The following is a 24,893-nucleotide window of genomic DNA, read 5'->3' on the forward strand; positions in this document are numbered from 1 at the left end:
CCTATCTGAACATTCAACAACGCGGCCGCTGCAGGGTCGCGTTGTTTTTTGGGCTATTGGTCGTGCAGGTAAAACGCCAGCCGAAGTTTTCGTTATTATGCATCCACAGAATCCTTTTTAAACGATACTTAGATCAGGTGAATAAGCATATATTATATAAGAGTAATTACATACTTATTTTTCATATCGATTAAGTAGGTATATAATATGGGTTATATAGAGATGCCATCTCCAACTGTTAATGTACCATTATCGGTTATCTATATAATTTCACTCACCGTGCACTACGTACGCATAAGGAGGTCATACCAATATGACAGAACCACATCTTGATCATACAGCGCCTAAAGCGCTCCGCAATATCCCTCTATCCATTCTGGATCTCGCACCGATTACAGCGGGCAGCACCGCTGCACATTCGCTGCGGAATACGCTTGATCTTGCCCAGCATGCCGAGAAATGGGGTTACAACCGTTACTGGCTTGCCGAACATCACAACATGCCCGGGATTGCCAGCTCTGCCACATCCGTGGTCATTGGGCATGTCGCTGGAGGCACCAACACCATTCGCGTGGGATCCGGCGGAATTATGCTGCCCAACCATGCACCGCTTGTCATTGCCGAGCAATTCGGTACACTGGAGTCGCTCTACCCGGGCCGGATCGACCTCGGTCTTGGCCGTGCGCCGGGATCGGATCAGCTAACCTCCCGGGCACTCCGCCGCGGACCCGGCAGTGATGGCCAGGATTTCCCTGATCGTCTCGGCGAGCTCCGAAATTACTTCCAGCCCACCTCCGGCTCGTCCATGCGCATTCGGGCGATTCCCGGTGAAGGCTTGCATGTTCCGATCTGGCTGCTCGGCTCCAGCGGATTCAGTGCCCAGCTGGCAGGACAGCTGGGGCTTCCATTCTCATTTGCGAGCCATTTCGCCCCGGATTATCTGATGCCTGCGCTGGATTTGTACCGCAAGCAGCTTCCGGCCTTCTTCCGAGTTAAGCAAGCCGTACGCCATGATCGGCGTGAACGTGATCTGTGCGGACACGGATGAGGAAGCGCAGCGCCTTGCCACATCGCCGTACCAGCAGTTCCTGAACATCATCCGGGGCCGCACCGGCCAGCTGAGTCCGCCGGTAGACAGCATGGATGATCTGTGGAACCTGCAGGAGCAGGCCATTGTGAAGCGCCAGCTCAGCTTCTCCGCGATCGGCAGCCCGGCCACCGTCCGTGCGCAGCTGGAGCAGTTCCAGCAAACAACAAACGCGGACGAGATCATTGTTGCCGCCGCGATCTATGATCATAAGGCGCGTCTGCACTCTTATGAGCTGCTGGCGGATGCCGTCGGCATCAAATAAAAGCCCTTATCCAAAAAGACCAGTTAAGCCCGGAACCCGGTGCTTAACTGGTCTTTCTCTTTTTTTTATAGCGTCAGCCCGCCATCAATGGTCACCAGGGATCCTGTCATATAACTGGAGCCCTGGGAAGCCAGGAAAGCTACCACGTCGGCAATTTCATCCGCCTCAGCCGGACGACCCATCCGCATGTTGCCAATCTCTTCCGGCACGTACCCGCCTTCCGTGAAGGACTTGGCCACCGCTGCGGTAAGCGGGGTCTGAACGCCGCCTGGACAGATCGCGTTCACGCGAATGCCCATCTTGACGTATTCCAGTGCTGCGGCCTTCGTCAAGCCGACCACCGCATGCTTGCTTGCCGAATAAGCGGCAGCACTATGCTCACTGCGAATACCCGCTGTCGAAGCGGTATTGACAATATGCCCGCTGCCCTGCTCCTTCATCACTTTCAGGACATACTTCATGCCGAGGAAGCAGCCCTTTACATTCACGGACATTTGACGGTCAAACTCGTTCTCGTCAATATCGTCCAGCATCGAGAACTTCTGCACGATCCCTGCATTGTTGAAGAAGAAGTCAATTCTGCCGTAGCTTTCAACTGCCTTGTTCACATAGTTCTGAACATCCTCGGTCTTGGTCACATCGGCTTGCACGAAAATGCCGTCCCCGCCCCGCTCCTTAATCATGCGCAGCGTTTCTTCACCGGCTTCCTTGTTGAAATCGACCAGCACAACCGTTGCGCCATTCTCTACCAATTTCAAGCTGCTGGCTCTACCGATTCCGCTGGCTGCACCCGTGATGACAGCAATTGTTTGGTTATCGGACATGTATCAACACTCCCCTGTTGAAATCTATAGTGATTTACTTCGCGTAATATCCGCCGTCAATCGGCAGCTCAACGCCGGTGATGTAAGAAGATTCGTCGGAAGCCAGGAACAATACACCGCGCGCGATGTCTTCCGCTTTGCCCAGGCGTGGAAGCGGAGTCTGGGATTGGAACCACTGCGTCATCTGTTCATCCTTGAACATATCAACGGTCATTGGAGTCTCAATAAATCCGGGGTGAATCGAGTTGCAGCGGATGTTGTGCTTCGCGTAGTCAACAGCCGTAGCTTTGGTCAGCATACGTACAGCGCCTTTACTCGCCGTGTAGGGACCTGCGCCGCTGCCGCCGGTCAGACCGGCAATGGAGGAGATGTTGACGATGGAACCGCCGCCGGCTTCGATCATGTGCGGGATGACATATTTTTGGCCAAGAAAAATGCTCGTCACATTAATGGTCATTGTTTTCTCCCAGCCTTCCACCGTCAAATCCATGAACGGCGTAGCATTGGAGATACCGGCATTGTTGACCAGGATATCGATCTTGCCAAACTTCTTCATCGTCTCGTCCACGACGCGAATCCAGTCTTCTTCGGAAGCCACGTTGTGCTTCAATCCGATGGCTTCGCCGCCAAGCGCTTCAATCTCGGCAACCACGTCTTTGATCTTGTCTTCCTGAAGATCCGTGATGGCCACCTTGGCTCCCTCTTGCGCAAATAAAAGAGCGTCAGCTTTACCCATACCGCCTGCTGCACCCGTAATCACCGCTACTTTATTATCTAATCTTCCCATAGGAATACCTCCTGAAATTGTTAGTCATTGGACCCGTCTTCCGCCTTGGATTGACTGATCTTAAGCTGCAAATGCTCAATCATCTTCTCGTACGAGGCGATCAGCACATCCATCTCCTGATCCGAGAAATCCGACCATAAACCTTCGTTCAATTCACGGTACTTCGCAATCATTCGGGCCTCCACTTCACGGCCCTGCTCCGTAATCTTAAGATAGACCTGACGCCTGTCCGTGCTTGAAGCCACTCGCTCAATGTAACCTTTGCTGACCAGCTTATTGCTTAAATTGGTCACAGCAGAGAGTGTAACATTCAAAGCATTGGCAAAATACGAGCTGGTCTGCTGCCCCTCGTAAGCCAAGGTCTGGAGCACGAAGTACTGAGGAGCTGTCAAATCGTTGTCCAAGATCTTGGCATAGTTCGCCACAAGTGTCATCATCTGACGAGCCATCATGTTCGATAGTTGTTCCCGCTTATCCAGTATCAGTATTCATCTCCTCGGTGCTGACGAAGTCCGTCATCGTTATATATTACAAATTTAAATAGTTAAAATCTTTTAACAATTAAATTGTATACCCTTTCACATAGCTCGTCAACCGCGATAAAATGCCCGATTTGGTTGTTATTTCCATGATTTCAATTGCTGTATTTCGATTCAGATTCAGGTTCTGATAGATAAAAAAAGCACCTCCCGGTGCTTTTAAAAAGTATATCCATCCCCATTTCGGAGTATCCCGTTAGGTGTTAGGCAGCTCTTGCGGAGGCTATCTACTCGCTGTTATGTTTCGACTTGGCGTTATGTCTCTGATCAGCACTATCTTTCAGCATAGCATTATGTTTCTGGTTGACCTCATCCTGCACCAAAAAAGGCACCACCTAAGGTGATGCCTACTCTGAACCGGTCGGTTATCCAGCAGCGGTATCCATCCGCTCATGAAGCGTTGCTTCCTGCAGGTAATCGAGTGTCATGCGGTCCACAAACCGCGAGAACTTCTCTTTCTTCTTCCCGTTCTCCTGATAAATGGTTATCAGCTTCAAGATGATCGGCGCCAACTGCTCAGCCTTCAAATCCGTGTGCAGCGGCTTCGCCAGAGCAGCCTTCAATCCCCTTGGCTCTCCGCCAACATAGAGATCAAAGGCATCCCTCATCTTGATGACGGCAATATCTTTAAGCAGGGGCTCGCTCGTTCCCAGCGCACAGCCGGCGTACCCGATTTTCAGGGGATTGGGTACCGGATGATCGGATATAACTTCATCCAGCATAGCTGCAACATCCAGGCCCGAATCCTCTGCTCCCCGGCAAAAATTACAGGTAATCAGGCTCTTGGAGACAAAACCGGCAGGATGAACTTGAAGGCCTGCGGCCACCAGCTTCGCCTTCGCCTCCTCCGCCCGCTCTTCATCCATCTCCACGTACAGCTGCTTAAAGGTTGTCATCTCTATGCGGGCATCCTCACCTACGATGGAGCCCAGTACCGCCAGCTGCTGCGGGCGGAACAGCGTCCCGCCCACTTCAAAGCCGGGGGTTACGGCAAACTTTTGCGATGCCAATGTCTACACTCCCATCAAGTCACCATAGTATCTTTTCCTTGCTCTACGAATATCCTTCATCCGTTGCCGTTACACCTTCATGCGCTGCAGACGAAGGGCGTTCAGCACAACCGATACGGAGCTGAGTGCCATGGCGGCCCCGGCCACCCAAGGTGCCAGAAGACCGATGGCGGCAATCGGAATGCCAAGCGAGTTATAACCGAGCGCCCAGAACAGGTTCTGACGAATGTTGCTCATCGTTTTGCGGCTCATATAGATGGCATCCGGAATGCTGTTCAGATCACCCTTCATCAGCGTAACGTCCGCGGCTTCCATCGCCACATCCGTACCTGTCCCGATAGCCATGCCGATATCGGCAACGGCAAGTGCCGGCGCATCATTAATGCCGTCGCCAACCATGGCGACCTTCTTGCCCTGCTGCTGGAGCTTCTTCACTTCGTCCGCTTTACCTTCCGGCAGCACTTCAGCAAGAACATGGTCAATGCCCACCTGCTTCGCAATGGCTTGAGCCGTGCGTTCGTTGTCACCGGTAATCATGATCACTTCAATGCCCATTTGCTTCAGTCTGGCTACGGCTGCCCGGGACGTCTCTTTAATGGTATCCGCCACGGCCACCAGACCGGCATATCGGCCATCTACCGCGGTAAGCATAGCCGTCTTGCCCTCGGTCTCCAGCTCCGACATTCGGGCCAGAACCGAGTCGATTGCCACGTTATGCTGTGCCATCAGCTTACGTGTACCGACAAGCACCTCGTGTCCTTCCACGTTGGCACGGATGCCATAGCCCGGAACGGCTTCAAAATGCTCGACAGCCGGGAGCTGTGTCCCTCTTGCCTCAATTCCGGCAACAATCGCTTCAGCCAGCGGATGCTCGGAGCTCTTCTCCGCAGATCCAACCAGACGCAGGAACAGCTCCTCGTCAATGTCGTTCACTTCAACATCCGTCAACTCGGGTTTACCCTTGGTGACCGTGCCTGTTTTGTCCAGAATGATCGTGTCGATTTTATGCGTGGATTCCAGATGCTCCCCGCCTTTAAACAGCACGCCCAGCTCTGCCGCGCGGCCTGATCCGGCCATAATCGAGGTTGGCGTAGCCAAACCCAGCGCACATGGACAAGCAATGACCAGTATGGCGATGGCAATCTCTAACGCATGGGCGAAGTTACCCGGTGTTACCCAGAAGAACCACACGAGGAAGGCAACCACCGCAATTCCAACCACAATGGGAACGAAAATTCCCGAGATGACGTCCGCCACCCGCTGAATCGGGGCTTTGGAGCCCTGTGCTTCCTCCACCACCTTGATAATTTGGGCGAGAGCTGTCTCTTTGCCCACTTTGGTCGCTTCAAGTGTCAAGCGTCCATTCTTGTTCATAGTGGCACCGATGACAGCATCGCCCGCTTTTTTCTCAACAGGAATACTTTCACCGGTCAGCATGGATTCATCCACCGCCGACGTGCCTTCCACTACTTTCCCGTCCACCGGAATTTTCTCGCCCGGTTTCACCAATACGAGATCTCCCGCCATCACCTGTTCAATCGGAATGGTGATCTCCTGTCCGCCACGAACGACCAGGGCTGTCTTGGCCTGAAGACCCATCAGGGTTTTGATGGCTTCTGAGGTACGGCCTTTCGCCATAGATTCGAACAGCTTGCCCATAATCACCAATGTGATCAGAACCGCACTCGTTTCATAGTACATCTCGGGCCCATGGTGTACGCTCGCTCCGGCCGCTGCCCAATCGATCGTTAGATAAAGGCTGTAGAAGTAAGCGGCTGAGGTGCCGAGTGCAACGAGAACGTCCATGTTGGCGCTTTTGTTGCGGAGCGCTTTGTAAGCCCCCACGTAGAACTGTTTTCCGATATAGAATTGTACGGGCGTTGCCAGGGCCAACTGGAACCAAGGGTTCATGAACAGATCCGGCATCCAGATCCACGAGGTGAAGGAAAAATGGCTCACCATGGCCCATAGCAATGGCAGAGACAGAATGGCCGATATGAGCAGCTTCCGTTTCTGCTTGGTGATGGCCTCCTTGCGGTGACCTTCCTGATCCAGCGTCTCCCGTTTCGATACGGCTTGATATCCCAGCTTCTCGACCCGCTGCTGGATATCGCCAAGGCTAACCTCGGCAGGATTGTACTCCACCCGGGCGGTCTCCATGGCAAAGTTAACGTTCGCTTCGCTAACTCCCGGCATCCGGCTTACAACCTTCTCGATTTTCGCGGCGCAAGCCGCGCAGTACATGCCAATCAGCTGCAAATCAACCGTTTCCTTGGCTGTTCCGTAACCCAGCTTCTCGATTTTCTCTTCCATCTCCTGGACGGTAACCACCTTCGGGTCAAAAGTCACGGATGCCTTCTCCAGCGCAAAGTTCACATTGGCTTCCTGCACACCTTCCATTTTGCTTAAGCCCTTCTCGATCCGATTCGCACAGGCGGCACATGTCATGCCCGTTAACTGCAGCGACGTTTTCTTCGGCTCCATTGTTGCTCCTGCTTCCATCTTCTCCTCACCCCTCTTCATCCTCGTGCCATTTGGTTAAACTACGTTGTACCCTTGTTCTTCAATGATCTCTTTGACTTCTTCCAGATTGAACTTAGCTTCATCATATTTGACGGAAACGGTGCCCGCCTTCAGGTCTACATGGCCCTCGATGTTCTGCTGCTTCAGTGCCCCTTCAATTGAATTCACGCAATGCATGCAGGACATGCCTTCTACTTTCATGGTTACCTGTTCCATTCTGAATCTCTCCTTTAGGTTTGGTTTTATTGTTGATGAATCATCCAAGAAACTCGATTCGGATTCCCGCTGAACTTTACTTGTAATTTCTATTTCTTGAAGTTAGTATACCCCCCTACCCTATATTTAGTCAACCAGTTATTATCGATTTTTTATAAAATAATTCCAATATCATGGATACATCGCATAACCGTGCGGAATTCATCCTTGACTAAACACATACTGCCACCTTCGGAAGGTGGCAGCTCCATACATTATTCACTTCAACCGGATCTTCTCCAGCTGAGAGTCCCATCCCCGTTACTTCATCAGCTTATTCATCGTTGTTAACAGCTCGGTAATAACCTCATCGTCGCCTTCCTGAAGGCGCTCCACGACGCAGCTCTTCATATGATGTTCCAGCAGTAATTTGCTGACACCGTTTAATGCCGACTGGATCGAGGAAATCTGGTTTAATACATCGTCACAGTACGTATCCTTCTCAATTAAGCCCTTCACACCGCGAATCTGCCCTTCGATCCGGTTCAACCGGCTGATGAGGTTGCTTTTCGTTTTATCGGAATGATGGCTCTTCCGCTCGCTGGTTACAGCACAAGCATCATGTACATGGTTCTCAGTTGTCATGCCCATTTCCCCCTCCTTTAAATCCCGTTCCTTCATCTTGAATCTAATCTATCCTGAACCTAGTATATCATATAGCCCCCCACCCTATAAAGCCCAGCTTATGGAATGAGGTTATCCGAACGGATGAGATTTCGTTGAATCGATACATGAATGGTTCTGTGGATCGCTATAACCAAAGGGTGCCCCATCAGATGGAATATCTGATGGGGCACCCCCCTATATTTTCGCCCGAATTAATATATGATCCGTCCCGAGTCATCCGGTACGCCTGATTTGCGGTAGAAGTACGTATTGATTACATCCCGCCAATGCTTGGCGTGCTCAGCCTGATCGGCCAGCCGCTGTGCCACTTGAGCGAAACGCTCCGGATCGACTTTGCCTTCTAGCGAGGTCCAGGCGTCAAGCAGTCCAGCGGCAGCCTCGGCTCCCTCGAAGTGAGTATCATATATGTGCTGAATCACGGTTTTGCCGGATTTCAGCATATGGGAATACGGGACATGATGGAAGAACAACAGCAGCTCGTCCGGGCAGTCCTCCAGTGAATCATACAGAGCGGCATTTGGTTCGAAGTACTGAGCAGTGTAGCCTGTACCCGTCGCCATCGTGCGGTCCACCCCCATGCCGTCCCGATCCGCGAAGTGATACGTACCCCACCGGGAATATTCATAGCCATCTACATCCGGACCATAATGCGTATGCGGTGTAATCATCCAGCCCACGCCGAGCGGTGACGTATAACTCTCATAGATCGGCCACGACTGCATGAGCATGCGGCACACCGTTTTTACAACTGACTCGTCATTGCCGAAGGTTAACCTCGTCCACTCTTCTGCAATCCCCTCCGAGGATAATTCAGGATTCCAGATCAGCCGTCCGAAGCCGTACAGATTCGCTTGTGCCAACGTATGGCCCGTCCAGTTCTCATCATTCCCGATGTTGGACACCGCAGCAATCCCGCTATATTTCATGCCATGCAGCGAGCCGTTTGTTATCTTCTTCACCTCAGACCCGGCCCCATCCGCATAGGTATCAAAATCCAGCACCTCTTTCCACTGCGGCACCAGATAACACACATGACGCTGCTGGCCGGTATATTCCTGGGCAACCTGGAACTCCAGCACCTGATTGGTCTCTTTCATGCTGCCGAACAGCGGCGATACCGGCTCTCGTACTTGAAAGTCCATAGGCCCGTTCTTAATCTGCAGCAGCACATTGTCCTTAAACCGTCCATCCAGCGGGGTAAAATGATCATAGGCCGCACGTGCACGGTCCGTGCTGCGGTCGCGCCAATCCTGCATGCAGTTATATACGAAGCAGCGCCAAATCACGAGTCCGCCGTGCGGCTCCAGCGCTTCGGCGAGCATATTGGCGCCGTCGGCATGGTCCCGGCCATAAGCGAATGGACCCGGCCGATGCTCGGAGTCCGCCTTGACCAGAAAGCCTCCAAAATCCGGGATATGATCGTAGATTTCATTTGCCGCATCCTTCCACCACTGCCGAACCTCTTCATTCAGCGGATCGGAGGTGGATACGCCCCCTATGTGGAGCGGAGCCGCAAAGTTGATGCTAAGATACAGTGTAATCCCGTATTCTCTGAAAATATCAGCCACCTTCGCAACCGTTGGCAAATATTCGGCCGTAATGAATCGCGTCTCGATCTCATGCACGTTGACATTATTAATGGAGATTGCATTCATGCCCACCGAAGCCAGCAATCGGGCGTAGTCCCTCACTCGCTCCAGATTGTCGGTAAACCGCCCGTTCTCGTAAAAAATCGACTGACCCGAATATCCGCGTTCAACGGTGCCGTCGACGTTATCCCATTGATTAATCATCCGCAGACGATTCACAGGCTGATCAGCCACCTTCAAACCGGTTAGCGGTTGATGGGAGGCCAGCAACCGCAGCAAATGAAACACCCCGTATAATATACCTTTGCCGGATCCCCCGATCAGGACAAGCTTCTCCTGCTGCCCTTGGCCTGAATGTACCAGCGTGAAGCCCTCCGGATCCAGCTGTGTATCAGCCCGGCCCCTATCCATAGCCTCGGTTATCCCTTCTGCGGCTCCTTCGGCTGCTGCCGTTGCCCCCACATGAATACGAACCTCCAGATGGGAGGAGTTCAAGGCTTCCGAGGTGATATTCGGGACGATGCCAAGCATGGATTGACACGCATGCTTCAGTTCCTGGACAGCCGCGTTCGCAACTCGGGACTGCTGCTGATCCACAACAATGGTGCCGAGTTGCCTGCTGTAGGCGGCAGCAAGCTCCCGATCCTCGATGGGCGCATATTGCAGCCACGCTTTATATAAAGTGCTGTTCAACGTAAGTTCCCCCTTCGTTTGGGCAAGGCCAATGATTTCCCAGCTTCTCACTCCACTAGTTCCTGCTGCCCTGAGGCAGTAAAATACAGATGCCGGCCACAAGGACCGGCACGACAAGCTGAGGGGCAGCCTCAGCCGCTTCATACTATTAGCTATGGTAATTAAATTGAATGTAGGAATCCTTGTAAAAGCAATTACGACTTGACCATACGCTCCACCAAGCGGTGAAACGCACGCTTCGGTTGATGAAGCTCATCGAACAGGAATGGCCAGTTCTTGCGCCCCCGCACCGGGAAGTTGTCCAACCAGGTGTAATCGTCGGCTGCACCCCAGAAGGTAACGGACGTAATATGATCCCGATACTCCTTCAGAATGCCAAACATCTCGTCATACCGCTGGGCTTGAGCCTCCAGAAGCTCCTCCGGCGCCTCGGTCAGATCCTTTCTGGTGTCGTCGAACCGGAACATCGAAACATCGAGCTCCGTCAGCTGAAGCTGCAGACCGAGCGATGCATACTTCTCAATCGCTGCGCGGATATCGTCAAGGCCAGGATCGTACAGATTCCAATGTGCCTGCAATCCTACGCCATGGATAGGGGTTCCCTGATCCAGCAAGGACTTGACCAGCGTGTAGATTTTATCCCGCTTGTTCGGATGGGACTCATTGTAATCGTTATAGAACAATACAGCCGACGGATCTGCTTCATGCGCAAACTGGAACGCCTTGGAGATAAACTCCGGACCCGCGATTTCCAGCCATTTGGATGGACGAAGGAGCTCTTCTCCTTCATCCGCGATCACCTCGTTCACGACATCCCAGGCATAAATATCATCCTTGTATCGCTTCACGACCGTATCGGTATGCGACTTCAACCGTTCGTACAGCGTCGCTTTATCCACCATGTTCCCATTCTTGTCCTGGAACAGCCAGTCGGTCGTTTGGTTATGCCATACCAGCGTATGGCCTCGCATCTTCATTCCATGCTTGCGGGCGAAGGCAGCGAGTTTATCCGCATCCTCGAACGTATACGTATCCTCCGCGGGATGCACACTGACAAACTTCATTTCATTTTCCGCCGTAATGCTGTTGAAATGATAGGATAGCAATTCCTCCTGCGTTTCGATCGTCAGCGGGTTTACGGCCGCTCCAATGAGAAAGTCATCCGCGAACATTTCCTTCAGCTTTGGTTCACTACGATGATGGTTGGTCACATTCAGTCCCTCCTTGAATTAGAGATAATAACAAGATTGATGGTTTATGATCGTGATGCCACCTGCATCCCGGTTGGTCGACAGTCATCCAAGGCATGCATCGGGCCACGTACCGTGCGCACAGGAAGCAGTGCGCACGGTGCACAGCTTTAGCGGCTCCCGCAGCTTAACCTTTTACCCCGCCCAAGGTCATCCCCTGCACAAAGTATTTTTGCAGGAACGGATACACCAGGATGATCGGCACACTTGCCACAATGGTCATCGTGGCCCGAATGGATGTCGGCGTGACCTGGTTCGCTCCGCTTTCCGAGCTTGCGAACTGGCTTGCGTAATCATTGCCCGAGTTCATCGAGGAATTCGAGTTCTGGAGTATTTTCATCAGCTCGTACTGCAGTGTGCTCAGTTCCGTATAGGAAGAGTTGTAGAGGAATACGTCAAACCAGGAGTTCCACTGCGATACCGCCGTGAACAGCGATACCGTCGCAAGAACGGGTACGCATAACGGGAGCACGATCCGCATAAAGGTCGTGAATTCGCCGGCGCCGTCGATGCGGGCCGATTCCAGAATCCCTTCGGGCAGCCCTTCGATAAAGGAGCGAATGACGATCACGTTAAACACGCCGATCAGTCCCGGAATGATGTAGACCGAGAAGGTGCCCAGCATGCCCAATTCGCGAATCAGCAGGAAGTTCGGAATTAAACCGCCGCTGAAATACATGGTCAAGATAAAAGCAATGGATACGAACTTGCGCAGCACGTATTCCGGACGGCTGATCGTATACGCAACCATGGCGCAGCAGAATACGGAGGTGATCGTACCGATCACCGTACGAAGCACGGATATGAAGGTAGCTTGAAAGATGGTTGCTTCGTTAAACACATATTTGTAATTCTCCCATGTGAAGTCCCGAGGCCATAGATAAATGCCGCCTTTTACCGAATCCGTCGCATTGTTGAAGGATACTGCGAGCGTATTCAGGAACGGGTACAACGTAACCACCATTAGGCAGATCATGAATACAATGTTCAAAGTATCGAATATCCGGTCCGCGGGAGACTTGAACCGGGCATGAGCTCGTGGTGAATCTGATGTCTTCGCCATATGAATCCTCCTGTAAGTGTTCTGAAGGAAAACGGTCCTCGTAAGCTTACGCTTAGAACAATCGTTCCTCGCCCAGTCTCTTCGCGATATGATTAGCCGTGAACAAGAGTATGAAGCTGACCACCGTCTTGAACATGCCTGCAGCGATCGAGAGCGAGAAGTTCCCCATCTGAATACCATATTTCAGCACGAAGATATCCAGGTTCTCGGAATAATCCACGTTCATGCCGTTACCAAGCAAGTATTGCGGTTCAAAACCGGATTCGAGCAAGTTACCGATATTCATGATCAACAGGATAATAAATACCGGCTTCAGACCCGGCAGGGTTATGTTCCAAATCCGTTGAAAACGTCCGGCGCCATCGATTTCCGCCGCCTCATACTGCGAGGGATCGATCATCGTCATGGCTGCCAAATATATGATGGTGTTCCAGCCGACATTCTTCCATACTTCCGAAACACCGAGTATTCCCCAGAAATATTCTCCTTCTCCAAGCCAAAGAATCGGTTCCTTGATGAGACCGAGCCACAGCAGCAGCTCATTGATGATTCCGCCGTCCGAGGACAGAGCCGTCGAGATAATGCTCGCCGCCACCACCCATGAGATGAAATGGGGCAAATAGCTGATCGTCTGCACGACCCGTTTAAACATCAGATTACGCAGTTCATTGAGCAGAATCGCCAGCACAATGGCGGTAACAAACCCGAGCACGAGGTTAATAAAACTCATGGCGAGTGTATTGCGCATGACCCGAAGGAAATGCTCATCCTGAAACAGGAAGGTAAAATGCTTCAAACCTACCCATTCCTGATCAAAGATTTTCTTCGCAGGTTTAAAATCCTGAAACGCTATCGTCCAGCCCCATAGTGGCAGGTATTTAAAGATAAACAGCCAGAGCAAAAAAGGAATCGACATGAAGACGAGCGCCTTCTGCTGCAGCAGCTTTTGAAAGAAGCTTTTTTCACCTGATGGCGGCCTGGTATTTAAACCAGTATCGTTTTTTCGTTGTTTATTGAAGAAACCTTTCGATTCCGCCGGCATTTCTCGCAACGCCTTCGTCTCTGCAGGTCCAATCGGGTTCGCTTTATCCACGGTTTCTTCTCCTTCCTATCCAAGCCCTTACCGTTAAGTTCGAAGCAGGCAACTTCTCAGCGCCGAGCTTGTTGTATAGAAGAGGAGGGACGGATACTCAAGTCTACCGAGTGGTCCGCCCCCTTCGCCTCTCCTTCATCTATTATTGTCCCTGGGCATTTGCGATTTTCTTGGCGACTTCCTCGGTGATCAGATCCTCATATCCCTTCACATCCAGCTTGCTGAACTCGCCCACGTATTCATTCCAGATACGGTCAAACTCCGCAGGGTTTGCAAGCACCAGTTTCGGGAAGTATTTACGCTGCAAATCGCTTTTCTTCTGAGTGAAGATTTGTGCCGGTGAGCCCTGATCAATCGGAATGCTCCAAGCCGGGTACCATGGACGATCATCCGGCGCCGCAAACAATTGCGAGAAGGAATCGATGTCATAGGCTTCAAGCAGCTTCTTATCCGGTTCGGAATAAGACATTTTGGCAACCTCAGGCTGGCGTCCTGCACCGACGGAATTACCGTCAGGAAGCGTGGAGCCATTGCCGTAACGAGGCCAGTTGTATTCAAAGTACTTGAAGCCGAACGACTCGCGGAAGGCTTCCGTATTCGTCTGTGTGATCTGCTCTTCCGTACGGTAGAAGCGGCCGTTCTCATCAACGGAATACGTCTCGTCCTTGATGCCCCAGTTCGACAGAACCTGGTTCTCGTCCGTAAGAAGGTTGTTGAAATATTTCACAATACGCTCTGGATCCTTCGCACTGACGGAGATTCCTACGCCGCGGTTGTTAACAAAGGATGGCGGATCGAGATACTGGTCCTTGATATTCTCATCGTAGACGATCGGCAGCGCCATATATTCGAGATCGTCGTTACCCGATGCGTTGGCTGTTTCGCGCAGGTTATTCATCGATTGGCCTACCTGCCATCGATAGTCGAAGAAGCCGAGCACCTTACCGGAAGTCAGTTTGGCAAGGTATTGATCATAGTTGTCCACGAAAGAGGATTTATCAAACAACCCCTCTGTATTGAGCTTGTTCAGCTCCTGCAGGTAGCGCTTCGTAATGTCATCGTCCGCATAATCGTTCGCTACGTGGGTCTCCATGTCGATGATGATCCCGCCATCGTTCGGATATCCGGCCAAGTGCATCGGGGCATTGGTCAGTGCAAAAAATTTATCCTGTGTTGTCAGTGCCAGGTACCCGGTCAAGCCTTCCTCCGGATGTTTCTTCACGTAGTCGCGAATCAGGCCCAGGTATTCATCGAAGGTCTTGATCTTCGGGTAACCCGCTTCCTTCAGAACACGTCGTTGAATCCAGAATGCACCCTGCTCAATGTTTGGAGCAGACGTGTACTCTCCTACCACCGCGCTCAGCGGCAGGAAGTAGATGTTGCCATCCTCGGCTTTCATCAGGTTGTAATACGGCTCGTATACACGCTTGATGTTAGGTCCATACTTATCAATCAGATCATTCAAGGGGATAAAGGCGCCCGCGCCAACCAGCTTGTCAATCGAGTTCCCCGGTACGATGACATCCGGATAATCGTTGCTGGCGATGAAGGTTCCCACCTTCGTGTTCTCATCCCCTACCAGATGCTCCATCTTAAAGTTCACGCCAGTTTGATCTTCGAAGATCTTACCGATGGTGGTTTCGTTCGTATTTTTGTCCTTGCCTGCTGCTGCGTTGAAATACGTGAAGGTGACCTTCTCTTCCTTCTTCTCGCCTTCGCCACCAGCCGCCGGCGTGTTGTCCGCGGTTTGATTGTCTTTTCCGCCGCAAGCTGCCAGAAGAGATACCATCATGACTACGGTCAGACAGCTCATCCAAAATTTCTTATTCATGCTCTTGACCTACCCCTTTCGGTCTTGTTTAATTGTAAGCACTTTCATTATAAGAGAGCCCTTGAGCGATTTTCACCCGTCAATCTTTAGGTGATACTTAGAAAACTATAGAACTGTGTCCAGCGGCAGAAAAAAAAGGCTGTACGGGCATCATGCAGGGCAGGTTTCTCCCTGCAACAAACAAATCCTGCTTCTGGTCATTCCAAACCGGAATGCCAAGCAGGATTTGCCGCCGTTATTGTTCGATGGGAATGGACAGCTGGACCCGAGTGCCTTGTCCCGGCGAGCTGTCGATTTCAAACCGGAACCGGCTTCCGTAGTACAGCTTCAATCGGTAGATCACATTCTGAATGCCGATCCGCTCCCCCATCTCATCCTCGGTATCGAGATAACGGCAGATGCGTTCGACCTGCTCCGCGGACATGCCGGCCCCGTTATCCTGAATGGTACAGATGAGCGATCGACCCTCGCGTACGATATGCACTTCAATGCGTCCCCCGTGCTTCAGCGGCTCAATGCCGTGAATGCTGGCATTCTCCACGAAGGTAACAATCGCCATTTTGGGTAATTGCAGGTGACCCTCTTCTGCGGGTGCGTGGACCGTATAATCAATCTTGTCCCCAAACCGGTATCTCTGGATTTCAAGGAAACAGTGGATAAACTCCACCTCTTCCTTGAGCGTCACCATATCTTTTTTCCAAACTAATGAATTACGGAAAATCTTGGCCATGTTATGAATGATTCTTGCCGTCTCATCCTCATCCTTCATCAGGCTCCGCATGCGGATGGTCTCCAAGGCGTTAAAGAGGAAATGCGGGTTAATCTGGCTCTGCAGTGCATTCAATTGCGCGTGCCTTCGCTGCAGCTCCAAATTTTTCTTCTGGATATCCGCCACGTATACGTCATTGATCAAGCTTTCGAGCTGCAGCGTCATCCGGTTGAATTCACCCGTCAGCTGGCCGATCTCGTCGCGCGCCTCCGCTTCTTCAATCGTGTCATAATTCTGGTTCTTAACCTTCTTCATATGCTTGAGTATGCGTACCAGCCGCACGCTTAGGGAACGGCTAATCCAGACGATCACCAGGGTGGGGAGCAGAAAGTTCAAGCAGGTCAGCACAATGACAAACCGCAGGGATTGCTGGACATCCCGCAGCACCACATCCTCAGGCGTCACCGCCACCATCGTCCAGGAGTTCAGATTGTTGGTTGTGAAGCTGTCGGTACGAAACTCCAGAAACTTGTCCTCATGCTCGATGCTGCTGTACGGCACGGAGCCCTGCATGACGTTGACGTTCGAATCTGTGGTGTATTCAATATTTCCGGCGCCGCTCAGCAGGTACACCTTGCCCTGCACGTTCAGATTGCTCATAATCTGCCGGATCGAGGGCATCCGCATATCAATCTTGAGATACTTGGTATAGTCATTCTGGGAGTTGAAATAATTCATGCTCCGGATGATGCTGAAGCTGTCCAATTGGCCGTTTCCACCCGTGCGCATCACGATCGGTTGAGTCACGTTCTTGCCCGCGATCAATTTGTACCAGGCCTCTTCCTTCACCTTGTCATCGATGTAATTGATGCCCCCGGAATACAGCAGGGTCGGATTGTCCACATATACCGTAATTTCGCTGACCGAGTTGTATACGGCGCTGCCCGAATTCAAAATGCGGCGAAGATAGCTGTCATAAGCCTCAATATAATCGGCGGGGTGGTCGTATCCCGTCTCCACGATCTCGTTCAATTGAACGTCCGTATAGAAAACCGAGGAGATCTCCAGGGCATCCTCGACTTCTCGGCGGAATTCGTTCTTCATCTGCTCAAGCGCTACGGTTATATCCTGGATCCGCTGCTCCCTCACGCTGCCGGATGTCACATTATAGAAGATCAGGTTGGTGATCAGAATCGGCAAAAAAACAGCCAGGAAATACATCAGCAGCATCTTGTCCCGCAGGCGGACATTGTTTAAGCTTGGCTTCATCGATTCGTCCCTTCGGACGCTGCCTCCTTCATCAAGCGGCTCCGATATTCACTTGGCGTCATCCGCTCAATCTTCTCGAATTGCGTGACAAAATAGTCCGGGTTGCCGAAGCCTACGCGTTCGGCCACCTCATAGATGCGCAGGTCCGTCTGGCGCAGCAATCGCTTGGCTTCATTTACGCGCAGCTGCAGCAGGAAATCATTAAAGTACACGCCGTATGCTTTTTTAAACAGCTGTCCCAGATAGACCGGGTTCATATAGAACTTTCCCGCGATGCTCTTCAGACTGATATTCTCATGAAAGTTAGCCTCAATATAAGCCCGGATCTTCTGAATTCCGCCCTTGTGCTGCTCCTTGCGAAGATGTGAAATATAGTTTGCGCTCTCAACTGCAAAATCGGTAAACAGACGCTTCAGCTCACGCAGCGACAGATTGCGGTCATGCCACTCGGTCATCGGCTCCAGGCTGGACAGCCGGCTCTGATCCCCCTCCATGCTGCTAAGCACCCGCACCACGCCCAGTACGCATTGGTTGATCGCCATCTTCACGGCTTCAGGCGCATACAGCTTCGCCTGGAAGGATTGAAACAATAATGTGATCGTCTCCTCCAGCTTGGCGAAATGCAGCTCTTCGATCTGCTCCAGCAGCAGCTCGTAGAGGCTCTCCTCCAGACCGATATATTGCAGCGCATGCAGAGCGGCTTCCTCATGGATTACGATGCCGCTCTCATCATAGACGTATTTGTATAACAAGGCTTCTTTGGCCGTTTCATAGGCATTCTGGATAAGGGACAGCTGCTGAACCGGTTGACCGAAATAGACAAAGATCCTATCGTTATCAGTAAAAAGCGATTGTTGAATGCGTCTGGCGAATTCCCGCTGACAATCCTGAGAAGATTGCAGAATACGCCCCGGTACGATGATGCCGATTCGATTGCGATGCTCATGCAAGTAGAAGGGCTGAGCTCCATTCGTGACGGCAAGGAGCGCCTCTTCCACCCGGTCCTTGAACTCGCCTCCGCCCGCTTCACCCTCGTCCTTTGATAGCGGTAGGTCATTCCGCTCGACGAAGACGTAGAACAGTCGGTCCTCGGGCAAGAGCTCAAGACGCCGCTCCCATTCCTCCAGCAGCGCCTCATCCGCTTCCCCTATAATCAGCGACTCCATCAAGGCGCCGGACAACAGACGTTCTTCTCGCAAGCGTGCCTCGCGGTCAGACTCCAGCCGTCCGCTGAGCCGGACCAGCGCATTACTGAATTCCAGCTCGTCAATCGGCTTCAGAATGAAGTCGTGTACACCGTAACGAACCGCCTGCTGCGCATAGTTAAAGTCATCGTATCCGCTTACAATAATAAAATAAGGCTTCACGATATCCTGCGTGACAACTCGCCTGATCAGCTCAAGTCCATCCAGCACCGGCATGCGGATATCGGTAATGACCACATCCGGCTGAAGCCGTTCAATCAGCTCCAGCGCATCTTCGCCGTTATCCGCCTCATCTACGATTTGAAAGCCGCAGGCTTCCCAATCTATCAGCTTCAGCAGCCCTTTGCGCGTAAACACCTCGTCATCCACCAATATCGCCCGGTTCAAGTGCACGGTATGTCCCCCTCGCCTTTTGTTCCCATCTGCCTACCAACCCATGCCTATCCGTCAGTCGGCAAACGCTTTCATATAGTAAGTCTATTGTTCATGCTCTGCGCGAAATTGTCAACGAATTTGAAAATAACGCTCGGCATTAAGGTAGCAGATATCCTGGATAATGGCACCGATATAATCGTAATCCGCGGGTACCTCCCCTTCCTTGATCCAGTCCCCGAACAGACGGCACAGCACTCGCCGGAAATATTCATGCCTTGGGAACGACATGAAGCTCCGTGAATCCGTCAGCATGCCGACAAAGGTGCTGATGAGCCCCATGGAAGACAGCGCGGTAAGCTGCTTCAGCATGCCTTCCTTCTGATCGTGGAACCACCAGGCCGACCCGAGCTGAAGCTTGCCCTCAACGCCAGCCGCCTGGAAATTCCCGATCGTGGTAGCCAGCATTTCGTAATGAGACGAATACAAGCTGTATACAATCGTTTGCGGAAGCTGATCGCTGCTGTCGAGTCTGCTCAGGAATCCGTTCAGGCTCTCCGCCAGATGAAAATCCATAATCGAGTCATACCCGCTATCCTTGCCGATCTTCGCGAACATACGCGCATTATTGTTCCGGATCGCCCCAATATGCAGCTGCATGGTCCAGCCCATCGCGTGATACATCTCGCCCAGCTTAAGCAGGGTATGCGTGCGGTATTTCCGTTCTTCGAGCGGCGTTATGCTGAGACCGCTGATGGCTTTGCCGTAAATGTCTGCAACCTCTTTCTCCCCTGCCGGTTCATAAGGAAAACTGCCAAAGCCGTGATCCGACAGGCGGCAGCCATGATCGTGGAAATATTGTATCCGATGCTGCAGAGCTTCCAGCAATTCCTGGTAGGTATCTACAGCTTGATCTGCCGTGGATCCCAGTGTCTCCACATAGGAGGTGAAATCGGGATGGGTCAGGTCCAGCACCCGATCCGGACGGAATGCAGGCGCTACGATGGTGGTCAATTCCCCGTTCTCCCGAATGGCACGGTGGAACTCCAGCGAATCGAGCGGATCATCCGTGGTGCAGGCTACTTTCACTTTGAATTTATCCAGAATCCCGCCTGCCCGTAAGGAAGGACTCTTGAGCTGTTCATTGCAGGTCTCCCAGATTTCCCTGGCATTGCCTGAGGTTAGCCGCTCCTGAACCCCGAAGTAACGCGCCAGCTCCAGATGCGTCCAGTGATACAGTGGATTGCCGACCAGACGCGGAACGCAGCCTGCCCAGGCCATAAACTTCTCTTCCGGGCTTGCACTGCCTGTAATCAGCTCTTCGTTGACACCGAGCCAGCGCATGGCTCTCCATTTGTAATGATCTCCCTCCAGCCATATCTCTGTCAGGTTATCGAATTGCCGGTTGATCGCGATATCCTTCGGGTTTAGATGATTGTGATAATCGAATATCGGCATGCCTTCCGCATAATCATAAAAAAGTTTCTTGGCACTGTTGCTGTTCAGCAGCAGATTTTCCGTATCCAAACGGCTCATGTGATTGCCCTCCGATTCTTATTTAGATTTTCAGTTCCATACTACCATACAAGTATGGTAGTATGGAATACATTAGGAGGTGATGCCGTGGTAGAATCTTTGCGTTTACAGCCAGGGTCGGCCGGACATATCGTGTACTCCCAGCTTAAGCAGCAAATTGTGAGTCTCGAGCTCCCCCCCGGAACCGCTCTATCCGAGAAGGAGGTTTCCCTTTCATTCGAAGTTAGCCGAACACCGGTGCGGGAAAGCTTTGTCCGCCTGGCTCAGGAGGACCTTGTTGTTGTTCTTCCCCAGCGCGGCACGCGGGTCTCGCTCATTGATTCGGAGCTGGTCGAGGAAGCCCGCTTCATGCGGGAGCAGCTTGAGAAGGCTGTCGTCCGTCTTGCCTGCGAGAGCTTTCCGGAGGATAAACTTCTTGAGCTGGAATGGAATCTGTCCGAGCAAAGCGAGAGCATCGAGAAACATGACGGCAAGCATATGTTTGAACTGGATGAAACCTTTCACCGGATTTTGTTTGAAGGCTGCCGCAAGGTAGGTACCTGGAATGTGCTGCAGCAGATGAATGCTCATCTGAACCGGAGCCGGATGTTATGGCTGTCCGCCGATCCGAATTGGACTAACCTGTACGAGCAGCATCGGGAGATCGTGGACGCGATCCGGCGCCATGACGCTGATCATGCAGAGCGTGAGATGCAGGAACATCTCAGCCTGATCATCTCCAATCTGGCTGTGCTGAAAGAAAAGCATCCCGATTATTTTAAATAAGGCATACGCGGCGGGTGCGGGTGCACCTCCTTGTCCGTCCGCAGCCTTCCATCTTGGCTGTACCATCGTAATTGCAGATTTCCGGCAGCTGTTGCGTTAACTCCTTAAACTTATAAAGGCGGTGAAGAAATGCGCATGGTATTCAGGTGGTTCGGCGAGGGTAATGATACGATCTCGCTGGACCAGATTAAACAAATTCCCGGCGTGGAGGGCATCGTATGGGCACTTCACGATATTCCTGTCGGTGAAGAATGGCCGATGGAGCGAATTGGAGAAGTTGTGGACCAGGCTAAAGCGTACGGACTTCATGTGGACGTCGTGGAAAGCGTGAATGTCCACGAGGATATCAAGCTCGGCCTCCCATCACGCGACCAATACATAGCCAATTACATCCGGACGATTGAGAAATTGGGTCAGGTCGGCGTCAAAGTCATCTGCTACAATTTCATGCCGGTGTTCGACTGGGCTAGAACTGATCTTCACAAGCAGGCGCCGGATGGATCCACGGCTCTCTTCTTCGAGAAGGCCAAGATCCACGGCACCGACCCGATGGAGCTGGTTCAGACGATCAACCGGAACAGCACCCTGACCATGCCAGGCTGGGAGCCGGAGCGATTGGCGCATCTGACGTCCTTATTCGAGGCTTACCGCGGCGTTACCGAGGAAGATCTGTGGAGCAACCTTGAATATTTCTTAAGCGCCGTCATTCCGGCTGCCGAGAAGAATGGCATTCGAATGGCCATTCATCCGGATGATCCGCCTTGGCCGATCTTCGGTCTGCCGCGAATCATCACCAGTCAGGAGAATCTGCGCAGATTCCTCCATCTGTATGACAGCCCGGCGAACAGCCTGACCCTGTGCAGCGGGTCGCTCGGCGCCAATCCGGACAACGATATCGTCTCCATGATCCACGAGTTCCATGACCGGATTCCATTCGCGCATATCCGAAATGTCCGCGTCTACGAGAATGGCGATTTCATGGAGACGTCGCACCGGACCGAAGACGGGACCGTGGATATATCCGGTATTGTGCAGGCTTATCATGACAACGGTTTCACCGGATATGTAAGACCCGATCACGGACGGCATATCTGGGGTGAGCAATGCCGCCCGGGTTACGGTCTGTATGACCGCGCCTTAGGCATTATGTATCTGTGGGGGCTGTGGGACGCATACAGCCGTGAGCGTGCAGAGAGCGCAGCCGAGCGGAAGGAGGCTGTTCAATGAGCGAGGTTCATATTCATGTTGCAGGAGCTTCCGGGCCAGGATCAGGAGAAGCTATCCCTGAAGACACGCCGCAAAATACCCCGTCACTTCCGCTCCATCCGTCACTAAAGGGAAAGACGGTTGTCATTACGGGCGGCTCCGGGGTGCTGTGCCGGGCGATGGCCCTTGAACTGGGACGGCAAGGCGCCAAGGTGGCTGTCTTGAATCGCACGGCCTCGAAGGGCCAGCAGGTGGCCGACGAGATTATCGCCGCCGGCGGTGCTGCGATTGCCGTTCCGTGCGACGTGACGGATGTTGAGAGCGTCCGCGAAGCCGAGAAGGCTGTACGTGAAGCCTATGGCCCCTGCGATATCCTCATTAATGGAGCCGGCGGCAACCGTAAGGATGCCAACACAACCCATGAAATCTACCGGCCGGAAGATGCGGGAGCGCCGGATCCGGAGGTTACAACGTTCTTCGGGTTAAGCGTGCCGGGCTTCCGCAGCGTGTTCGACCTGAACTTCATCGGCACCCTCATTCCGACGCAAATCTTTGCGGAGGGGATGCTGGGGCGTCCCGGGGCCGTCGTGCTGAACGTCTCGTCCATGAGCGCGCCAAGCCCGATGACCAAGGTTCCGGCTTACAGCGCAGCCAAAGCGGCCATCAACAACTTCACGCAGTGGTTGTCGGTTCATCTCGCGGAATCGGGCATTCGTGTGAACGCGATTGCGCCGGGCTTCTTCCTGACCGAGCAGAACCGCAACCTGCTGACCCATAGCGATGGTTCGCTAACCGAACGCTCTCATAAAATCATCTCGCATACTCCCATGAGACGGTTCGGCGTACCCGAGGATCTGCTCGGTACGCTGCTCTGGCTCGTGGACGATCAGACCTCCGGGTTCGTCACGGGAACGGTGATCCCTGTGGACGGCGGTTTCATGGCTTATTCCGGCGTATAACGAATCGCATACGGTTTCATCAGCAAAAGGCCTTCCCAAGATTATCTGATCTTGGGAAGGCTCTTTTTTACTAAATATAAGCGTTGTTTCTTATGTGGAGTGGTATCCCCACTCGATTTACAGCACAGCCTCCGGCTTAAAAAAGGCCGGCAAATATTTCTTGTTCGCCTCCAGCATCTCATCGAGCAGCTGCTTCGCTACCGTCACGGACGGTACCAGCGGATGATGAACCAGCGCTTGCAGAGCAATGCCGCGATCACCGGTAATGGCGGCTTCAATCGTTAATTGTTCGTACACTTTCACCGCATGCATCAGCCCTTTTACATGGGAAGGAACCTTTTGCGGTACGAGTGGAATTGGGCCCTGGCCTGTCACCACGCAGTTGATCTCAATGCTGGCATCCGCAGGCAGGAAGTCGTAGATGTTTCCATTGGACACATTCAATGTCTGGATATCATGGCGGTCATTGTAGATCGAGGTCATCAGGTTAACAGCCGCTTCGGAATAGTAAGCACCGCCCCGCTGCTCCAGCTGCTTCGGCTTCTCCGCCAAATTCTCGTCCTTGTAGAGCTCGAACAGCTCCTGCTCTACCCGGCTAACCACGTCCGCTCGGGTCCCGTCCTTCTCCAGTGATGCCTTCATATCCGCGAGCATCGTATCCGTCATGTAGAAGTATTTAAGGTAATACGTCGGAATGGCTCCCAGCGAACGGATGAAGTCGGCATCCCATCCAAAGGTCGGCACGTTCTTGGCCGTATACGACTTGCCGCCGTCCAGCAGCTCCGGCATCTTCTCTTCGCCGTTGACGATGGCCGAGGTCACCCAGTGAAGATGGTTGATGCCAACAAACTCGGCTAGAACATCCTTCTCGGACACGCCATATTCAGCCGCGAGAAACTTCTGGAAGTTAATCGGGGAGTTGCACAGTCCTACGGACTTGACCTTGCTGTGCTTCGCAACAGCCTCGGTTACAATTCCGGCCGGATTCGTAAAGTTAAGCATCCACGCATTCGGCGCCAGCTCCTCGATATCGCGGCAGATGTCCAGAATGACAGGAACAGTGCGCAGTGCCTTCAGCATTCCGCCCGGACCCGTCGTCTCCTGACCGATGACACCATGCATAATCGGAATATGCTCATCCTGTTTACGTGCGGCCAGCAAGCCGACACGCATCTGAGTCGTTACAAAGTCAGCGCCTGCTATCGCTTGTCTGCGATCCAGTGTGAGATGAACCTCAATCGGCAGGCCGGACTCTTTTACCATGCGCTTCGCCAGATTTCCTACGATCTCAAGCTTATGCTTGCCCTCTTCAATATCTACGAACCATAGTTCACGAATCGGCATCTGCTCATAATTGCGAATGAAACCTTCAACAATTTCCGGGGTGTACGAGGACCCTCCCCCAATGACCGCTATCTTCAATCCTGCTGCCATGT

The 24,893-nt window shown here is 52.5% G+C and carries 19 protein-coding genes and 1 pseudogene; 4 read left to right on the forward strand and 16 right to left on the reverse strand.

Going from position 1 to position 24,893, the window contains the following annotated elements; all coding sequences use genetic code 11:
- Window positions 1-313 precede the first annotated feature (313 nt).
- Window positions 314-1,352 (forward strand): annotated as a pseudogene (locus tag M2277_RS28975) (LLM class flavin-dependent oxidoreductase).
- A 65-nt stretch (window positions 1,353-1,417) separates the two neighbouring features.
- On the opposite strand, the gene M2277_RS28980 reads toward M2277_RS28975, so the two are convergent.
- The 15 genes from M2277_RS28980 to uxaC form a co-directional block, all read right to left on the reverse strand.
- Complete coding sequence (locus M2277_RS28980) at window positions 1,418-2,176, reverse strand: SDR family NAD(P)-dependent oxidoreductase (RefSeq protein ID WP_280756235.1); 759 nt, start codon at window positions 2,174-2,176, stop codon at window positions 1,418-1,420.
- 34 nt (window positions 2,177-2,210) lie between these two features.
- Window positions 2,211-2,963, reverse strand: a complete 753-nt coding sequence (locus M2277_RS28985; protein WP_036640221.1) for an SDR family NAD(P)-dependent oxidoreductase — start codon at window positions 2,961-2,963, stop codon at window positions 2,211-2,213.
- A gap of 20 nt (window positions 2,964-2,983) precedes the next feature.
- Window positions 2,984-3,415 (reverse strand): MarR family winged helix-turn-helix transcriptional regulator, encoded by a 432-nt coding sequence (locus M2277_RS28990; RefSeq protein WP_036640223.1) that lies wholly within the window; start codon window positions 3,413-3,415, stop codon window positions 2,984-2,986.
- Between the two features lie 452 nt (window positions 3,416-3,867).
- Window positions 3,868-4,512 carry a nitrite reductase gene (locus tag M2277_RS28995; protein ID WP_006207107.1) on the reverse strand — a complete coding sequence of 215 codons (645 nt, stop codon included), beginning with the start codon at window positions 4,510-4,512 and terminating at the stop codon, window positions 3,868-3,870.
- 69 nt (window positions 4,513-4,581) lie between these two features.
- Window positions 4,582-7,014 carry a heavy metal translocating P-type ATPase gene (locus tag M2277_RS29000; protein ID WP_280756236.1) on the reverse strand — a complete coding sequence of 811 codons (2,433 nt, stop codon included), beginning with the start codon at window positions 7,012-7,014 and terminating at the stop codon, window positions 4,582-4,584.
- A 36-nt stretch (window positions 7,015-7,050) separates the two neighbouring features.
- Complete coding sequence (locus tag M2277_RS29005) at window positions 7,051-7,251, reverse strand: cation transporter (RefSeq protein ID WP_036640228.1); 201 nt, start codon at window positions 7,249-7,251, stop codon at window positions 7,051-7,053.
- Between the two features lie 300 nt (window positions 7,252-7,551).
- Window positions 7,552-7,875, reverse strand: a complete 324-nt coding sequence (locus M2277_RS29010; RefSeq protein WP_006207111.1) for a metal-sensitive transcriptional regulator — start codon at window positions 7,873-7,875, stop codon at window positions 7,552-7,554.
- A gap of 233 nt (window positions 7,876-8,108) precedes the next feature.
- Window positions 8,109-10,199: an alpha-glucuronidase family glycosyl hydrolase gene (locus M2277_RS29015; RefSeq protein ID WP_280756237.1), complete on the reverse strand. Its 2,091-nt coding sequence runs from the start codon at window positions 10,197-10,199 to the stop codon at window positions 8,109-8,111.
- Between the two features lie 194 nt (window positions 10,200-10,393).
- Window positions 10,394-11,410 carry an endo-1,4-beta-xylanase gene (locus tag M2277_RS29020; protein ID WP_280756238.1) on the reverse strand — a complete coding sequence of 339 codons (1,017 nt, stop codon included), beginning with the start codon at window positions 11,408-11,410 and terminating at the stop codon, window positions 10,394-10,396.
- 166 nt (window positions 11,411-11,576) lie between these two features.
- Window positions 11,577-12,512, reverse strand: a complete 936-nt coding sequence (locus M2277_RS29025; protein WP_006207114.1) for a carbohydrate ABC transporter permease — start codon at window positions 12,510-12,512, stop codon at window positions 11,577-11,579.
- Window positions 12,513-12,564: 52 nt separating this feature from the next.
- Window positions 12,565-13,605 carry an ABC transporter permease gene (locus M2277_RS29030; RefSeq protein WP_006207115.1) on the reverse strand — a complete coding sequence of 347 codons (1,041 nt, stop codon included), beginning with the start codon at window positions 13,603-13,605 and terminating at the stop codon, window positions 12,565-12,567.
- 142 nt (window positions 13,606-13,747) lie between these two features.
- Complete coding sequence (locus tag M2277_RS29035) at window positions 13,748-15,436, reverse strand: ABC transporter substrate-binding protein (RefSeq protein WP_006207116.1); 1,689 nt, start codon at window positions 15,434-15,436, stop codon at window positions 13,748-13,750.
- A gap of 235 nt (window positions 15,437-15,671) precedes the next feature.
- Window positions 15,672-17,414: a sensor histidine kinase gene (locus M2277_RS29040; RefSeq protein WP_036640235.1), complete on the reverse strand. Its 1,743-nt coding sequence runs from the start codon at window positions 17,412-17,414 to the stop codon at window positions 15,672-15,674.
- Window positions 17,411-19,012 (reverse strand): response regulator transcription factor, encoded by a 1,602-nt coding sequence (locus tag M2277_RS29045; RefSeq protein WP_280756239.1) that lies wholly within the window; start codon window positions 19,010-19,012, stop codon window positions 17,411-17,413. The genes M2277_RS29040 and M2277_RS29045 overlap by 4 nt, the downstream gene beginning before the upstream one ends.
- A gap of 111 nt (window positions 19,013-19,123) precedes the next feature.
- Complete coding sequence (gene uxaC / locus M2277_RS29050; protein ID WP_063478103.1) at window positions 19,124-20,527, reverse strand: glucuronate isomerase; 1,404 nt, start codon at window positions 20,525-20,527, stop codon at window positions 19,124-19,126.
- An 87-nt stretch (window positions 20,528-20,614) separates the two neighbouring features.
- Here uxaC and M2277_RS29055 point away from each other — a divergent pair, with 87 nt between their 5' ends.
- From M2277_RS29055 to M2277_RS29065, 3 genes are all read left to right on the forward strand, one after another.
- A complete protein-coding gene (locus tag M2277_RS29055) occupies window positions 20,615-21,292 on the forward strand; it encodes a GntR family transcriptional regulator (protein WP_280756240.1) in 678 nt (225 codons plus the stop codon).
- 129 nt (window positions 21,293-21,421) lie between these two features.
- Window positions 21,422-22,519: a mannonate dehydratase gene (gene uxuA, locus M2277_RS29060; RefSeq protein ID WP_280756241.1), complete on the forward strand. Its 1,098-nt coding sequence runs from the start codon at window positions 21,422-21,424 to the stop codon at window positions 22,517-22,519.
- The gene (locus M2277_RS29065) at window positions 22,516-23,457 is read left to right on the forward strand and encodes an SDR family oxidoreductase (protein ID WP_006207122.1); all 942 of its coding nucleotides are present in this window, start codon (window positions 22,516-22,518) and stop codon (window positions 23,455-23,457) included. Before uxuA ends, M2277_RS29065 begins: the two co-directional genes overlap by 4 nt.
- A 117-nt stretch (window positions 23,458-23,574) precedes the next feature.
- Here the strand turns inward: M2277_RS29065 and M2277_RS29070 are convergent, their stop codons facing one another.
- Window positions 23,575-24,891, reverse strand: a complete 1,317-nt coding sequence (locus tag M2277_RS29070; protein ID WP_006207123.1) for a 6-phospho-beta-glucosidase — start codon at window positions 24,889-24,891, stop codon at window positions 23,575-23,577.
- Between the last annotated feature and the right edge of the window lie 2 nt (window positions 24,892-24,893).

Origin of the sequence: Paenibacillus sp. LBL (assembly GCF_029893715.1) — a bacterium.
Classification (GTDB): domain Bacteria; phylum Bacillota; class Bacilli; order Paenibacillales; family Paenibacillaceae; genus Paenibacillus_AQ; species Paenibacillus_AQ glucanolyticus.

What these genes read in the sequence shown, in the direction of transcription:
- M2277_RS29040 (WP_036640235.1), bottom strand. Translation starts at nt 17,414, where the DNA reads ATGAAGCCAAGCTTAAACAATGTCCGCCTGCGGGACAAGATGCTGCTG.
- M2277_RS29000 (WP_280756236.1), bottom strand. Translation starts at nt 7,014, where the DNA reads ATGGAAGCAGGAGCAACAATGGAGCCGAAGAAAACGTCGCTGCAGTTA.
- M2277_RS29005 (WP_036640228.1), bottom strand. Translation starts at nt 7,251, where the DNA reads ATGGAACAGGTAACCATGAAAGTAGAAGGCATGTCCTGCATGCATTGC.
- uxaC (WP_063478103.1), bottom strand. Translation starts at nt 20,527, where the DNA reads ATGAGCCGTTTGGATACGGAAAATCTGCTGCTGAACAGCAACAGTGCC.
- uxuA (WP_280756241.1), top strand. Translation starts at nt 21,422, where the DNA reads ATGCGCATGGTATTCAGGTGGTTCGGCGAGGGTAATGATACGATCTCG.
- M2277_RS29070 (WP_006207123.1), bottom strand. Translation starts at nt 24,891, where the DNA reads ATGGCAGCAGGATTGAAGATAGCGGTCATTGGGGGAGGGTCCTCGTAC.
- M2277_RS29025 (WP_006207114.1), bottom strand. Translation starts at nt 12,512, where the DNA reads ATGGCGAAGACATCAGATTCACCACGAGCTCATGCCCGGTTCAAGTCT.
- M2277_RS28985 (WP_036640221.1), bottom strand. Translation starts at nt 2,963, where the DNA reads ATGGGAAGATTAGATAATAAAGTAGCGGTGATTACGGGTGCAGCAGGC.
- M2277_RS28980 (WP_280756235.1), bottom strand. Translation starts at nt 2,176, where the DNA reads ATGTCCGATAACCAAACAATTGCTGTCATCACGGGTGCAGCCAGCGGA.
- M2277_RS28990 (WP_036640223.1), bottom strand. Translation starts at nt 3,415, where the DNA reads ATGATGGCTCGTCAGATGATGACACTTGTGGCGAACTATGCCAAGATC.
- M2277_RS29010 (WP_006207111.1), bottom strand. Translation starts at nt 7,875, where the DNA reads ATGACAACTGAGAACCATGTACATGATGCTTGTGCTGTAACCAGCGAG.
- M2277_RS29065 (WP_006207122.1), top strand. Translation starts at nt 22,516, where the DNA reads ATGAGCGAGGTTCATATTCATGTTGCAGGAGCTTCCGGGCCAGGATCA.
- M2277_RS29035 (WP_006207116.1), bottom strand. Translation starts at nt 15,436, where the DNA reads ATGAATAAGAAATTTTGGATGAGCTGTCTGACCGTAGTCATGATGGTA.